Source organism: Sphingobium sp. RSMS (genome assembly GCF_005406185.4).
Taxonomy (GTDB): domain Bacteria; phylum Pseudomonadota; class Alphaproteobacteria; order Sphingomonadales; family Sphingomonadaceae; genus Sphingobium; species Sphingobium fuliginis.
This window is the reverse complement of sequence record NZ_CM191257.1, coordinates 1,893,400-1,907,305: the sequence shown is the minus strand read 5'-3', so window position 1 is coordinate 1,907,305 and position 13,906 is coordinate 1,893,400. Positions and strand designations below refer to the sequence as shown.

At 64.9% G+C, this 13,906-nt stretch carries 11 protein-coding genes; 7 read left to right on the top strand and 4 right to left on the bottom strand.

Features of this window, described 5'->3' with window-relative positions; genetic code table 11:
- Positions 1 to 205: 205 nt before the first annotated feature.
- The 7 genes from EGM87_RS09025 to EGM87_RS08995 all read left to right on the top strand — a co-directional run bounded on the left by EGM87_RS09025 (position 206) and on the right by EGM87_RS08995 (position 9,662).
- On the top strand, positions 206 to 1,051 hold the full coding sequence (locus EGM87_RS09025) for an ImuA family protein (protein WP_044662637.1): 846 nt from the start codon (positions 206 to 208) through the stop codon (positions 1,049 to 1,051).
- Positions 948 to 2,537, top strand: a complete 1,590-nt coding sequence (locus EGM87_RS09020; protein ID WP_044662636.1) for a Y-family DNA polymerase — start codon at positions 948 to 950, stop codon at positions 2,535 to 2,537. The genes EGM87_RS09025 and EGM87_RS09020 overlap by 104 nt, the downstream gene beginning before the upstream one ends.
- A complete protein-coding gene (locus tag EGM87_RS09015) occupies positions 2,534 to 6,115 on the top strand; it encodes an error-prone DNA polymerase (protein WP_044662635.1) in 3,582 nt (1,193 codons plus the stop codon). Before EGM87_RS09020 ends, EGM87_RS09015 begins: the two co-directional genes overlap by 4 nt.
- 288 nt (positions 6,116 to 6,403) lie before the next feature.
- Entirely contained in the window at positions 6,404 to 7,660 is a 1,257-nt protein-coding gene (locus EGM87_RS09010; RefSeq protein WP_044662634.1) for a pilus assembly protein TadG-related protein, read from the top strand.
- Positions 7,657 to 8,130 carry a TadE/TadG family type IV pilus assembly protein gene (locus tag EGM87_RS09005; RefSeq protein WP_044662633.1) on the top strand — a complete coding sequence of 158 codons (474 nt, stop codon included), beginning with the start codon at positions 7,657 to 7,659 and terminating at the stop codon, positions 8,128 to 8,130. Before EGM87_RS09010 ends, EGM87_RS09005 begins: the two co-directional genes overlap by 4 nt.
- The gene (locus EGM87_RS09000; RefSeq protein WP_044662632.1) at positions 8,127 to 8,507 is read left to right on the top strand and encodes a TadE/TadG family type IV pilus assembly protein; all 381 of its coding nucleotides are present in this window, start codon (positions 8,127 to 8,129) and stop codon (positions 8,505 to 8,507) included. The genes EGM87_RS09005 and EGM87_RS09000 overlap by 4 nt, the downstream gene beginning before the upstream one ends.
- Before the next feature lie 114 nt (positions 8,508 to 8,621).
- Positions 8,622 to 9,662: a rod shape-determining protein gene (locus EGM87_RS08995; protein ID WP_025551712.1), complete on the top strand. Its 1,041-nt coding sequence runs from the start codon at positions 8,622 to 8,624 to the stop codon at positions 9,660 to 9,662.
- A 235-nt stretch (positions 9,663 to 9,897) separates the two neighbouring features.
- On the opposite strand, the gene EGM87_RS08990 is transcribed toward EGM87_RS08995, so the two are convergent.
- The 4 genes from EGM87_RS08990 to EGM87_RS08975 all read right to left on the bottom strand — a co-directional run bounded on the left by EGM87_RS08990 (position 9,898) and on the right by EGM87_RS08975 (position 13,905).
- On the bottom strand, positions 9,898 to 10,905 hold the full coding sequence (locus EGM87_RS08990; RefSeq protein ID WP_137710347.1) for a class 1 fructose-bisphosphatase: 1,008 nt from the start codon (positions 10,903 to 10,905) through the stop codon (positions 9,898 to 9,900).
- A gap of 134 nt (positions 10,906 to 11,039) precedes the next feature.
- Positions 11,040 to 11,879: a shikimate 5-dehydrogenase gene (locus EGM87_RS08985; protein WP_083199187.1), complete on the bottom strand. Its 840-nt coding sequence runs from the start codon at positions 11,877 to 11,879 to the stop codon at positions 11,040 to 11,042.
- 104 nt (positions 11,880 to 11,983) lie between these two features.
- On the bottom strand, positions 11,984 to 13,330 hold the full coding sequence (locus EGM87_RS08980) for a PepSY-associated TM helix domain-containing protein (protein WP_044662629.1): 1,347 nt from the start codon (positions 13,328 to 13,330) through the stop codon (positions 11,984 to 11,986).
- Positions 13,327 to 13,905, bottom strand: coding sequence for a hypothetical protein (locus tag EGM87_RS08975; RefSeq protein WP_137710348.1), 579 nt, complete (start codon positions 13,903 to 13,905; stop codon positions 13,327 to 13,329). The genes EGM87_RS08980 and EGM87_RS08975 overlap by 4 nt, the downstream gene beginning before the upstream one ends.
- Position 13,906 lies beyond the last annotated feature (1 nt).

The following is a 13,906-nucleotide window of genomic DNA, read 5'->3' as shown; positions in this document are numbered from 1 at the left end:
GCAGGCGCTCGCAGCCTTTCAGTCCGGCATTTCGAGTCGCCTCGGTAACACCCGCCGCGACAACTTACAGAAAAAGCGCTGACGGGGGAAGCGTTTGGGAAATTGTGGGGTGCGAGCGTCGCCAGCGCCTTTTCCGGCTCGGGCCTTCACGGTCGATTGACAGCGCCTGTCATTGCGGCGAAAAGAACAAACAGGGAACGAATATATGGCTGAGTCGGTGAAGACCCTCGCCGCCCTCAGGCGGCATATCGCATCGCTGGAGGGCGTTCCAGCCTCCCAGCCCCATGCGCGGGTGGAAACCGGCTATGCGCCGCTCGACCTGGCGCTGGACGGCGGTCTGGCGCGGGGTCGGGTGCATGAATTCTTCGCCGCGACAGAGGAAGGGGGGGCGGGGGCTGGGCTGGCCCTGATCCTCGCGCGGCTGGCGGCGGGGGAGGCGCCCCTGCTCTGGCTGCGCACGATGGCGGCGGGCCGGGCGGGGGGCATGCCCTATGGCCCCGGACTGGCCGCATTGGGCATCGATCCCGCCCGGTTGCTGATCGGCGCGATGGCCGATGACGCCATGCTGCTGCGAGCGGCGGTCGACGCGCTGCGATGCCCCGCTTTGGGCGCACTTGTGGTGGAATTGCGCGGGCCGGCGCCCTTGCTCGACCTGACAGCCAGCCGGCGGCTGGCGCTGGCGGCGGAGTCGTCCGGCGTCACGGCTTTCCTGTTGCGGGTGGGCGGCGATCCGGTGCCTAGCGCGGCGGACACGCGCTGGCGCGTTGCGGCGGCGCCCTCTCTGCCCTTGCCGGGAAACGGGCCGGGCAGAAGCGCCTTCGACCTTGGCCTGTTGCGACGGCGGGCGGGACGGGACGGGCTCGGCTGGCGGCTGGTCTGGGACAATGGCCGGGGCATGTTTGAAGGAAGTGGAGGTGGGCGCGATGAACGCCATGGCCTTGGACAGGATGGCAGCGGACGGGAGGGCGGAGGACGCGATGGGCAAGCGCCGCTATCTGGCGCTGTGGTTTCCGTTCCTGCCGATCGACCGGCTTCGGATCGCGCGGCCTGATCTCTGGGCGCAGGGCGAAGGTCCCGCAGCCGTCGTCGAACAGGTGCGCGGCGCGATGCGGCTGGCCACGCTCGACGCCGACGCTCTCGCGCTGGGCCTGACGCCGGGCATGACGCTGGCCGATGCGCGTGCGCGGGAACCGGACCTGCGCGTGTTCGATGCCGATCCCCATGGCGATCAGGACTGGCTGGAGCGGCTCTGCGACGGTTGTTCCCGCTACACGCCGGTTGCGGCGCTGGATTCACCCTTCGGTCTGATGCTCGACATTACCGGCTGCGCGCATCTCTGGGGCGGGGAGGAGATGCTGGCGCGCGAGGCGGCCGAACGGCTGGAGCGTCATGGCATGCGGGTGCGCCATGCCCTTGCCGGAACGGCGGAGGGTGCGCATGCGCTGTGCCGTTTTCCGGTGGGCGCGGCGGCGGACGAGGATGCGGCGCTGCGCCGCCTGCCGGTCGAGGCGTTGCGGCTGGAGGATGAAAGCGCGGTGGCGTTGCGCCGCTCGGGACTGCGGACCGTGGGCGATCTGGCGGCGCGGCCGGCGGCGGTCCTGGCGTCGCGCTTCGGTGAGGCGGCGGTGGACGCGCTGCACGCTTTGCTGGGATTGGGGAGGCGGCCTCTTGCACCCCGGCGGTCGCGTCCCGCGATCCGGATCGAGCGGCGTTTTGCCGAGCCGATGGGCAGCACCGCCTTTGCCCTCCGGACGCTGGAGGAGATGGCGGCCGAGGTGGGGGAGCGGCTCAGCGAACGCGGGCAAGGCGGTCGACGGTTCGAGGCGCTGTTCTTCCGCAGCGACGGCCTTGCCTTTCCCTTGCGGGTGGAAACCAGCCTGCCGGTGCGGGACGCGCCCGCTATCATGCGGCTGGTGCAGGAACGGATCGATGCGCTGTCCGATCCGCTCGATCCCGGTTTCGGCTTCGACATGCTGCGCCTCACCGTGCCGCAGGCGGAGCCGATGGCGCCGACGCAACTGGCGCTGGAAGGGGGAGAGGCGCGTCGCGAGGAAAGCGTCGCGGCTCTGGTCGACCGGCTGTCGATCCGGGCAGGCCGGGCTCGCATCCAGCGGCTTCACCCGAAGGACAGCCATATCCCCGAACAGGCCCAGCTTGCCCTGCCCGCCGTGGAAAGCCGCGCCCCCATGAACTGGCCGCAAGAGGGGCAGGAGGGGGAGCCGCCCATGCGCCCGCTGCATCTGTTCGATCCGCCGCAGCCGATCGACGTGGTGGCCGAGGTGCCCGATGGTCCGCCCCATCGCTTCCGCTGGCGCAAGGCATTGCATGAAGTGACGCGCTATGAAGGCCCCGAACGCATCGCGCCCGAATGGTGGACGGCCAGGGACGGCGCGCTGGAGGGCGAGAGCGTGGGGCTGACCCGCGACTATTACCGGGTCGAGGATGCGCGCGGGCGGCGCTACTGGATATTCCGCAACGGGCTTTACGGCGCCGAAGCGGAACATCCCGGCTGGTACATCCATGGCCTGTTCGCATGAAGCGCCACGCCAAGGGTCCAGACCCGTCCAGGCCCAAATCCATCGACCGGCGTGAACTGAATGCGCTGGAGGCTGCGCGGGAAAAGGGGCGGCGCGGGTCGCACGGCGAATCTCCGCCGATCGGGCCGGCAGAGGCGCCTCCCTTTGCCGAGTTGGTGGCGGCGACCAATTTCTCCTTCCTGCGCGGCGCATCCCATCCGCAGGACATGGTGACGCGCGCCATCGCCCTGGGGCTTGTGGGGCTGGGCATAGCCGACCGCAATAGCGTCGCCGGGGTGGTCCGCGCCCATGTCGCGCGCAAGCGCTGGCCCGAACGGATGCGCGCCGCTTTGCTGGAGGCGCGCAAGGAAGCGGGGCAGCCGCTGGAACTCAGCGAAGAGGAGGAGCGCGCCTGCCGGACCGACCTGCGGCTGGTCGTCGGCGCAAGGCTGGTCTTCGTGGATGGAACGCCGGACATCGTCGCCTATCCCGCGACGCGGCGGGGTTGGGGCGAACTCACCAAATTGCTGACCGTCGGCAATCTCCGTTCGGTGAAGGGCGACTGTATCCTGCGCTATGAGGATCTGACCGCCTATCTGGACGATCTGCTGCTGATCGTGATGCCTGGCTCCACCGCCACCCAACAGACCGCGCATCGCAAGCCGGTGGACTATGATTATGACGACCGGCCCCCGAAGGAAGCGATCAGGCAGGGCCATCTCAGTCTTGTGCCGCCGCCGGCTCCGTCCGATCTGAAGGGATTGCTGGCGCGCTTGTCGCGTCTTGCGCCGCGCCGGGTCTGGCTGGCGGCGGCATTGGGGCGGGATGGGCGGGATGCGCGGCGGCTGGCGCAGTTCAAGGCCTTGTCCGTGGCGGCGGGCGTGCCTTTGCTGGCGACCATGGACGCGCTCTACGCCAGTCCGGCGCAGCGTCCCCTGCAGGATGTGCTGAGCTGCATTCGCGAAGGCACCGGCATCGCCAGGGCAGGGCGCCTGCTGGAGGCGAATGCGGAAAGGCATATCCATGACCCTGCCGAAATCGCCCATTTGTTCCGCGATTGCCCGGAGGCAGTGGCGGAAAGCGGACATTTGCTGAGCCGGGTGCATTTCACGCTCGACCAGCTTGCCTATGAATATCCCCATGAACCGGTGCCGGAAGGATGGACGGCGCAGCAATGGCTGGAGGAACTGACCTGGTCCGCCGCCCATGCCCGCTATGGCGCGCGTCTTCCCCTGAAGGCCCGCGAGACACTGGAAAAAGAATTCGAACTGATCGCCAAGCGCAACTATGCCTATTATTTCCTGACCGTGCATGACATCGTCGCCTTTGCCCGGACCAAGGGCATCCTTTGCCAGGGACGCGGATCGGCGGCGAACAGCATGGTCTGCTTCCTGTTGGGCGTGACATCCATCGATCCGCTCAAGCACGACCTGCTCTTTTCCCGCTTCGTATCCGAAGATCGCAACGAACCGCCCGACATCGACGTCGATTTCGAACATGAGCGGCGCGAGGAGGTGATGCAATATATCTACGAACGCTATGGCCGTCATCGCGCCGGGATCGCCGCGACCGTCATCCATTACCGTTCGCGCAGCGCCGTGCGGGAAGTGGCGAAGGCGCTGGGCCTTAGCGAGGATGTGTCGGCCCGCCTCTCCAGCACGGTGTGGGGCAGTTATTCGAGCGACATGAACGATGCGCGGATCGTGGAGGCGGGCTTCGCGCTCGACAATCCGCAGATCGCGCAGTTGAAGGCGATTGTCGACCAGTTGCTGTCAGAGCCCTTTCCGCGCCATCTTTCGCAGCATGTGGGGGGCTTTGTGCTGACGCAGAACCGGCTGGACGAGACGGTGCCGCTGCATCATGCGGCGATGGAGGATCGCAGCTTCATCGAATGGGACAAGGATGACATCGACGCGCTCGGCCTGATGAAGGTCGACGTGCTGGCGCTGGGGATGCTGAGCTGCATCCGCCGGGCGTTCGACCTGATGCGGGAACAGGGGCTGGGCGATCACCAGCTGACGGTCGATATGGAGGCGGCGGACGAAACCGTTTACGACATGCTGTGCAAGGGTGACAGCATCGGCGTTTTCCAGGTGGAAAGCCGGGCGCAGATCAACATGCTGCCCCGTCTGAAGCCACGCTCCATCTATGACCTGACCGTGCAGGTGGCGATCGTTCGTCCCGGGCCGATCGAGGGCAATATGGTCCATCCCTATCTGCGGCGGCGATGCGGGGATGAGAAGGTCGAATATCCCCGGCCGTCCCCCCATCATGGACCAGCCGATGAACTGGAGAAATTGCTGGGCGAGACTTATGGCGTGCCGCTGTTCCAGGAACAGGCGATGAAGCTTGCGATCACGGCGGCGGACTTCAAGCCGACGGAAGCGGATGCCCTGCGCCGCGCCATGGCGACCTTCCGCAATGTCGGCACGATCCATCATTTTCGCGAGAAGATGATCAGGGGCATGGTGAAGCGCGGCTATGAGGCGGAGTTTGCCGAACGCTGCTTCAAGCAGATCGAGGGTTTCGGCAGCTACGGTTTTCCCGAAAGCCATGCCCTGTCCTTCGCGCGGCTGGTCTATGTGTCGGCCTGGATCAAATGCCATCAGCCGGCGGTGTTCGCCTGCGCGCTCCTCAATTCGCAGCCCATGGGTTTCTACGCCCCGGCCCAGATCGTGCGCGATGCGCGGGAGCATGGCGTCACCGTGCATGATGTCGATGTGAATATGAGCGGGTGGGACAATGCGCTCGAACCGCTGCTGCGGTCGCGGGATGACGGTCGGGGCGAGGGGGCGGGGCGGGCCCTGGCGCTGCGCCTTGGACTGCGGCAGGTGGATGGTTTTCGCGAGGATTGGGCGAAGCAACTGGTCGCGGCGCGAAAGGAAGGGCTGTTTTCCACCATGGAGGATCTGGCGCGGCGGGCGGGATTGCCGGCGCGGGCCTTGCGGTTGCTGGCGGACGCCGATGCCTGCCGCTCGCTGGGGAAGGACCGGCGGGCTGCCCTGTGGGAAGCGCGACGGACGCCTTCGGATGAATTGCCGCTGTTCGCCGCCGCCAAGGCCCAGGAACTGGGGGAGGAGCCTGATGCGATGCTGCCTGCCATGGCTTTGTCCGAGCATGTCGAGGCCGATTATCTGGTGACGCGCCTGTCGCTCAAAGGGCATCCGATGCAATTCCTGCGCCCGGTCTTCGCGGCGGAGGGCGTGCTGAGCTGCAACCAGATTTCGGCGGCGAAGAACGGAGCCCTGGTGAAGACGGCCGGCGTGGTGCTGGTGCGGCAACGGCCGGGCAAGGGCAATGCGGTCTTCATCACTATCGAGGATGAGACGGGAATCACCAATATTCTTCTATGGGCGCGATTGTTCGAAATGCAGCGGCGTCCGGTCATGGCGTCGCGGCTGATGCTGGTCGAAGGGGAAGTGCAGCGCAGCAAGGAAGGCGTCGTCCACCTGATGGCTTCCCGCGTGCATGACAGGACCGCGGAATTGTCACGGCTTTCGCAAACGGATGTGCAGGAGTCTTCCCGCACGCGCCAGAGGCACGCTTCAGGACATCCGCGCAATGTGCGGATATTGCCGCAATCGCGGGATTTTCATTGAGACTGAAGGGTGGTTGAGCTTGTCGTCCCAGAGAGGAGGCAGGCAAGAAAATCTCAGTTATTTTCAAAAATATGTAGAAATATTTCATATTATAATATATTTATCGGGTATTATTTAGAATATAGATGCGAAAATAAATCAATTAATTTATCTCAATATTGATATAACTAAAGTTATATACTATTCAATATAACTAATTTATGTTAGAAAATCATATTTCATTAACCCATAATATTTAAAACCCCGACTGTGATCTGGAGCGATGCTCCACGCAGGAAGGGAATGGGAATGTTCGGCAGAGCGGTGGGGCGGTTGCTGCGGGACAGGACGGGCAATGTCCTGATGATGGCCGCAGCCTCCATGCCAGTACTGGTCGGCGCGGCGGGCCTGGCGACAGACACGGTGCAATGGACCCTCTGGAAACGACAGATCCAGCGCCAGGCGGACAGCGCCGCGCTGGCTGGAGCCTATGCGGTCGCGCAGGGTTTCAGCGCGTCGGACAGCGCGACATCGGACATCAACCGCATGTCATTGGTCAACCTGACGCAAACCCCGACGATCGAAAATGCGCCGACGACAGGTTCCTATGCCGGCAACAGCAAGGCGGTGCGCGTGGTGCTGCAAACCTCGGCGGAGTTGCCCTTTTCGAAGATATTGGGAGTGAAAGCGCCGGTCATCTATGGCGAAGCGACCGCAGCCGTGGTGGGCAGCGGCGACTATTGCGTCGTTGCGCTTGAAAAGACGAGTGCGGTCGGCATCACGCTCCAGGGCAATGCCACGGTCAATCTGGGCTGCGGCATCGCCACCAATTCGCGGGCATCCAACGCCGTCTATGCAGGCGGCAGCAGCACGGTGACGGCGACGCCGGTGGCGGCGGTGGGCGGGCTGACGTCCAGTTCCAACTATGTCTCGCCGACCACGCTGCTGCCCTACAGCATCCCGGTGCTAGACCCCTATGCATCGCTGCCAACGCCCACTGCGTCGGATTTGTCGGGCTGTGGGGGCAACGCCAATGTTCAACCCAATAACAGCAAATCCATCTCGCCAGGCTGCTATAAAAATTTCAACGTCAAGGGCACGCTCAACATGGCGCCAGGTGTATATTTTATCGACAGCACGACCTTCGACATCGGGTCGCAGGCAGTGGTCAACGGCACCGGCGTCACCATCATCCTGACCAGCAGTAACGCAGCCAATAACCCCAGTTCCATCGCCAACGTCAATATCAATGGCGGTGCGACGCTCAACCTGAAGGCGCCGACGGACCTCAGTGACCCTTATCATGGCGTCCTCTTCTATCAGGACCGGCGCGCGCTGGATTCGGGAACCAACACGATCAACGGCAATGCGAGTTCCGTCCTGCAAGGCGCTTTCTATTTTCCGGGCCAGGCGCTGTCCTTCAGCGGCACATCGGGCATGACCACCGACTGCGTGAAGATGGTGGGCAAGCGCGTCACTTTCATCGGGAACAGCAATATCGTCAATCAATGCAAAGATACGGGAGTCGATAAATTCACGGCCACGCTGGTGAAGCTGGTGGGATGATGAAGCGGCTTCTCTCCGACCGATACGGCAACAGCACCGTCGAACTGGCGATCATCATGCCGGTCCTGGTCCTGCTGACCTGCATGGCGGGGGATGTCGCCATGGCGTTCAAGGCGAAGATCGGGCTCCAGCGCGCGGCGGAGCGCACGGCGCAACTGGCGGCCGCGGGCGGCTACACCAACGACACCACAGACACTTCGAAGGCCTATAATAATCTGGCGGCAGACGCCGCTGCAGCAGCCGGCGTTCCGACCGGCAACGTCACCGTCACGCCCACGCTGCTCTGCGACGCAACCGTGCAGACCGCCAGCCCGGAGGTTCCTTGCCCCGACGGCCAGCAGACGAAGCGCTATGTCGCGATCAGCATTTCAGGAACCTATACGCCGATGTTCGCGAAACTTGCCCCCGGCAGCAGATGGTCGTCCCAGGGCATCGCGCTCACCGGCTCGGCCTCGGTGCGCCTGCAATGACGCGCTTGATACGCGACCAGCGCGGCGCCGCGGCGATCGAATTCGTCCTCGCCGTGCCGCCTTTCATCATGCTGCTGATGGGCGCGCTGCAACTCGGCATCATCGCCTGCGCGCGCACCGGCCTGCAACATGCGGTCGACGAAGGCGCGCGCTATGCCAGCATCTTTCCCAAGCCCACCGACGCTGAGATCATCGCCAAGGTGAAGAGCCGTGAATTCGGCCTCGACCCGACCTACACCAACGATCCGACGGTCGTGCAGGGCACGCAATATGGCGTTTCCTACAGGGAAATCACCATGACCTATTCCCGGCCATTGAATTTCATCCTTTACCAGACCCCGGCCATATCGATCAGCTATACCCGGCGAGCCTATTAACGCCTCAACTGGCCCCGGATACCGGACGGGCTGTCGCACCCTGCTTCTGCTTGGAGAGGGGGCTGTGCAGGGGATGCCATCCCGCTTCCCCTGCACAGATTGTCCGCCATTCGCATGAAACTGCCGCGCTTCTTTTCCTCTTCCGCCTGCGACATGGCCATCGACCTCGGCACCGTCAACACGGTCATCTATGTGCGCGACCGGGGTATCGTCCTCAACGAACCCTCCGTCATCGCGATCGAGACGCGCGACGGCATCCGCAAGGTCAAGGTGGTCGGCAACGAAGCCAAGCTGATGATGGGCAAGACGCCGGCCGGCATCCAGGCGATCCGGCCGCTGCGCGACGGCGTGATCGCGGACATCGACGTGGCCGAGCAGATGATCAAGCATTTCATCGACAAGGCGCTGAACGGCGCCAACCGCTTCGGCCGCCGCCATGAAGTGGTGATCTGCGTACCGACAGGTTCCACCATGGTTGAACGCCGCGCTCTGCGCGACGCCGCCTCCAACGCGGGGGCCTATCGGGTCCAGCTGATCGAGGAACCCATGGCTGCCGCGATCGGCGCCGACCTGCCCGTCACCGAGCCGCGCGGGGCGATGGTGGTCGACATTGGCGGCGGGACGACGGAGGTCGCCGTCCTGTCCCTGCGGGGCATCGCCTATAGCAGCTCGGCACGGGTCGGTGGCGACAGGCTGGACGATGCCATCGCTTCCCACATTCGCCGCACGCATAATCTGATGATCGGTGAAGCGACGTCCGAACGTGTGAAATGCGAACTGGGCGCCGCGACCTCACCCGATGGCGAAGGCCGCCGGATGACGGTGAAGGGCCGGGATCTGGTGAACGGCCGCCCCGCCGAAATGTCGATCAGCGAGGCGGAAATCGCGGATGCCCTGTCCGAACCGGTCGGCCAGATCAAGATGGCGGTGATGACCGCGCTGGAACAGACCGCGCCGGAACTGTCCGCCGACATCATCGAGGAAGGGATCACCCTGACCGGCGGCGGTGCGCTGCTCCGGCGTCTGGACGAAGCGTTGTCCGACGCGACGGGGCTGCCCGTCACGGTCGCGGACAAGCCGCTGATCTGCGTGGCCATGGGCGCTGGCCGGGCGCTGGAAGACCGCGCCTATGACGGTGTGCTGACGGTTTCCTGACATCCGCCTGCCGTAAGTGACGGCGGGAATGGGGTGGAATCAGGACATTCCCCCTCCCGCAGGCGGGAGGGGGCTAGGGGGTGGGCTGGCGCGGCATCTGCGCTGTTTTGCAACGGCTAAGTCAGAAGCTCGCTACGCTCGCGCCCACCCCTAACCCCTCCCGTTTACGGGAGGGGAATGTCTTGGATTGGCCAAAACAGGACATTCCTCAAGGCCGCGCCTGTGCGTCGGGATTCTATTCCTCGCGCCCATAGGCGACCACGGTTTCCACCTCGGCCTTGTCGCCCAGCACGACGCCGACGCGCTGGTGCAGTCCGGTCGCCTTGACGTCCATGATCCGCTGATAGCCGTTGCTGGCCGCGCCGCCCGCCTGCTCGACTAGGAAGGACATGGGGTTCGCCTCATACATCAGCCGCAGCCGGGCCTTGTCGGCGTAGCGGTGATCGGCGGGATAGAGGAAGATGCCGCCCCGTTTCAGGATGCGATGCACATCCGCCACCATCGAAGCGGTCCAGCGCATGTTGTAATCCTTGCCCAGCGGCCCTTCGGTGCCCTGGATGCGTTCCTCTATGTAGCGTGCGATGCCGGGCGACCATTGCCGCCGACGCGCCATGTTGATGGCGAATTCGGCATTGCCCTGCGGCATCCGCATCGGTCCATCCGTCATCCGCCAGGAGCCGATTTCCCGGTCCAACGTGAATTCATAGACGCCGGTTCCGATGGTCAGCACCAGCAGCGTCTGCGGTCCGTAGATCGCATAGCCCGCCGCCACCTGCTGCGTGCCCGGCTGAAGGAAATCCTGTTCCGTCACCTCACGGCCCGAACATTCCTCCGGCGCCTTCAGCACGGAGAAGATGGTGCCCACGCTCAGGTCGACATCGATATTGCTGGACCCGTCGATCGGATCGAACAGCAGCAGATATTCGCCCTTGGGGTAGCGATTGGGGATGCGATGGATCGTTTCCATCTCCTCCGAAGCCATGGCGGCCAGATGTCCGCCCCATTCATTGGCGTCCAGCAGCAGTTCGTTGGCGATGACGTCCAGCTTCTTCTGGAGCTCGCCCTGCACATTCTCGCTACCCAGGCTGCCCAGCACTTCGCCCAGCGCACCCTTGGACACGCTGTGGCTGATCGTCTTGCAGGTGCGCGCAACGGTTTCGATCAGCAGGCGCAATTGCGGCGGGATGGCATTGGCCTCGCGCTGCTGCTCGATCAGGAAGCGGGTGAGGGTGACGGACTGCATAGGCGGTTTACTCGCTCAAGAGAATATGGCGCGCCGAACGCACGCCATGCATGGAACCAGGGAATGCCGTAGCGGCCATACAGGCGTCGGAAAAGCGCCAATTCGTGACGCCCCTGTGACGAAGGACGACCCGTTCACGCTTCGAGACTGGCCGCGACCTCTGGCCCATGCGCGAATAGCGTGGCATCCCGCACCTGTTCCGGCGTCGGCCGGATGCCGGTATAGAGCGCGAATTGCTCGACGGCCTGCAGCACAATGACCTCCCCGCCGGAGATGATCGCTTTCCCCGCCGCCCGTGCGGCGCGGACGAACGGCGTCTCCACCGGCTGTGCCACGACGTCGAAGGCGATGTCGCAGGCGGCGATGAAGTCGGCCGGAAAGGCCAGCGCCTCGCTATCCGGCCCCTCCATTCCAAGGGGAGTCACATTGACGAGCAGGGGCGCGCCCGTATCGGGCAGGGCCGGCTGCCATGCATAGCCATATTGTTCCGCCAGCGCCCGGCCCGCCGCCTCATTGCGGGCGACGATGGTGCCCTTGTCGAAGCCCGCGTCCCGCAGCGCCGCCGCAACGGCCTTCGCCATGCCACCGCTGCCGCGCAGCAGAAAGGGCTGGGGGCTTGCGATCCGCCGCTCCAGAAGGTCGCGGACCGCCACGAAATCCGTATTGTAGCCGGTGAGGACGCCCACGTCATTGACGATGGTGTTCACGCTGTCGATGATCCGCGCCGATTCCTCCAGCCGGTCGACAAGCGGGATCACGGCTTCCTTGAAGGGCATGGAGATGGCGCATCCCCGGATGCGCAATGCCCTGATGCCGCCGATGGCCGCGGGCAGGTCCGTCGTGCTGAAAGACTTGTAAACATAGTCCAGTCCCAGCAGTTCGTAGAGCCGGTTGTGCAGGCGCGATCCCGCATTGCCGGGCCGTCCGGACAGGGACATGCACAAGCGGGTATCCCGCCCAATGGGTGGTTTCATAAGCTGATGGTCTCCTCGCGCATGGCCTAGACAGCCACCGGCATGGGATCAATGACGAGAGCGACCATCCATGCCCTTTGTCCGCCGGATCGGCGCAGGAGCGCTTATCCTCCCAGCACCGCCGGCACCAGCGCCGCGACGCAGATGCCCAGGCTCCATTGCAGGGCGCGCCGCACGCGGTACCGCTCCGGCAAGGCGGTGCTCAGGACCACCAGCACCGCCAGCGAAAGCCAGAAGATCGTCTTGAACGGCGCCGCATTGCCGATCCACAGCCGTGCCAGCAGCGTCAGGGCCAGGGCCAGTCCCGAACCCCAGACGATCGCGTTCCACCCGTTGCGCAAGCGCGGTTGCCGGTAGCCGCGCCGCTCCCGCTTGCCGAGCCAGATCGAAGTGCCCGTCGCGATCACCACGCAAAGCGCTCCACCCAGCAGCAGATAGGCGATCTTCACCGGCAGTCCGCCATAATTGCCGAAATGCAGATTATAGGCCGACGCCGCCACCTGCTGTCCCGTCGCGCCGTCCGCCAGGCCGACCGTCCCCAGAAAGCGCCCGGCCTGATCGAAATTATAGGTTTCGCCATAGACCAGCCGTCGCTGCGGCAGGGCAAGCACCTGTAGCTGCTGCCCCGCGGTTCCCGGTTCGTGCATGAAGACGTAGATCGGACGCACCTCCGGAAAGCGGGCGGTCATCGTCTGCAACGCGGCGGCCACGTCCGCCAACGGGGCGGGCTTGGCATTCGGCTTGCCCTCAGCGCCGAAGATCGGCGCATAGGCCGCCTCCATATCGCCCTTGTAGAAGCCTTGCGCCAGTCCATAGACGTTGATCGATCCCAGGCCGATCATCGCGCCGGTCAGAGCGATCGCCAGCGCGAAAGGCAGGGTCCACACTCCCAGCCTGTTATGCCAGTCCGCCAACCCGAGGCCACCCCGGTCCCGCGCCCGCAGGCGGAAGGCATCGCGGAAGATGCGGGGATGGGCGATCAGGCCGGTCAATGACAGGGCGATGGTCATCACCCCCAGCCCGCCTACGATCGTCAGGCCGACCATGCCGGGAATGTTCAGCGTATAGTGCAGGTTCAGCAGGAATTCGGACCATCCGTTCAACTCCTTCGCGACGACCCGTCCCTGATCGTCGACATGCACCGCCTGATGGTCGGTGGTGACGGTCGTGCGCGGCAGCGCGTCGGTCGGCAGATGGACGTAGAGATGCTCGGTCGCTTTCCGGTCCTTCTCGCTTGCCAGCACGGAAGCCACGGCGCGTTGCACCGCATCGGGCGCGATCCGCTGCATTTCCGGAGCATCGGGCCGCTCGGCGCGTTGCCATTCCTCGTAGAACACCGTCACCGTGCCGGTCAGGCAGACGATATAGAGCAATGCGCTTGCCAGCAGGCCGATGGCGGCATGGGCGGACAGGCCCCGTTGGACCAGCGTTTTGGACAGGCCAAGGTTCATGGCCGGGCCATCCACAGCATGGCCAGACCCAGCAGGGCAGGGGCCGCCAGCAGTCCCACTTGCCGCCGCCGTTGCGGCCAGAGCAGGATCAGCATGGCCAGCACCGCCCAGAGCAGCGGCATCAGGAACAGCATCAGCACATTGCCGTCCGCCTCATGCGCGCCCAGCGCTCCGGCCGCGCCCCGCGCCGCCAGTCCCAGGATCAGCGCCACCAGCATCGCACCCGGCACGCTGAGCAGAAAACTGACCATCCGCCCGCCGATGCGCAACGGCTCCTGTCCTTCCGGCAGCATATGGGCGCGGCGGTTGGAGGCGCCGGTCTTGCCGGGCGGCGCGGTCGCGGCGGCAAGGGCCAGGCAGGAGAAGGCCATTGCCAGTGCGGCCAGCGTCACCATGGCAACGCCCCAGGCGCCGGCTCCCGCCATTCCCATCGCCAGGGCAAAGGCGAGCAGCCCCCAGGCAGCAGCGTTGAGCGGAGCCGATCGTAGCGCCTTGCCCCATGAGAAGCGCAGCAGGCACACCGCCGCCGCCGCCAAAAGCGCGCTGGTCCAGAGCAGAAGGGAAGGCTGGTTCACC

Bases quoted from the DNA above. Each gene is read 5' to 3' on its own strand.
- EGM87_RS09025 (WP_044662637.1), top strand. From the start codon at position 206: ATGGCTGAGTCGGTGAAGACCCTCGCCGCCCTCAGGCGGCATATCGCA.
- EGM87_RS09020 (WP_044662636.1), top strand. From the start codon at position 948: ATGGCAGCGGACGGGAGGGCGGAGGACGCGATGGGCAAGCGCCGCTAT.
- EGM87_RS09015 (WP_044662635.1), top strand. From the start codon at position 2,534: ATGAAGCGCCACGCCAAGGGTCCAGACCCGTCCAGGCCCAAATCCATC.
- EGM87_RS09010 (WP_044662634.1), top strand. From the start codon at position 6,404: ATGTTCGGCAGAGCGGTGGGGCGGTTGCTGCGGGACAGGACGGGCAAT.
- EGM87_RS09005 (WP_044662633.1), top strand. From the start codon at position 7,657: ATGATGAAGCGGCTTCTCTCCGACCGATACGGCAACAGCACCGTCGAA.
- EGM87_RS09000 (WP_044662632.1), top strand. From the start codon at position 8,127: ATGACGCGCTTGATACGCGACCAGCGCGGCGCCGCGGCGATCGAATTC.
- EGM87_RS08995 (WP_025551712.1), top strand. From the start codon at position 8,622: ATGAAACTGCCGCGCTTCTTTTCCTCTTCCGCCTGCGACATGGCCATC.
- EGM87_RS08990 (WP_137710347.1), bottom strand. From the start codon at position 10,905: ATGCAGTCCGTCACCCTCACCCGCTTCCTGATCGAGCAGCAGCGCGAG.
- EGM87_RS08985 (WP_083199187.1), bottom strand. From the start codon at position 11,879: ATGAAACCACCCATTGGGCGGGATACCCGCTTGTGCATGTCCCTGTCC.
- EGM87_RS08980 (WP_044662629.1), bottom strand. From the start codon at position 13,330: ATGAACCTTGGCCTGTCCAAAACGCTGGTCCAACGGGGCCTGTCCGCC.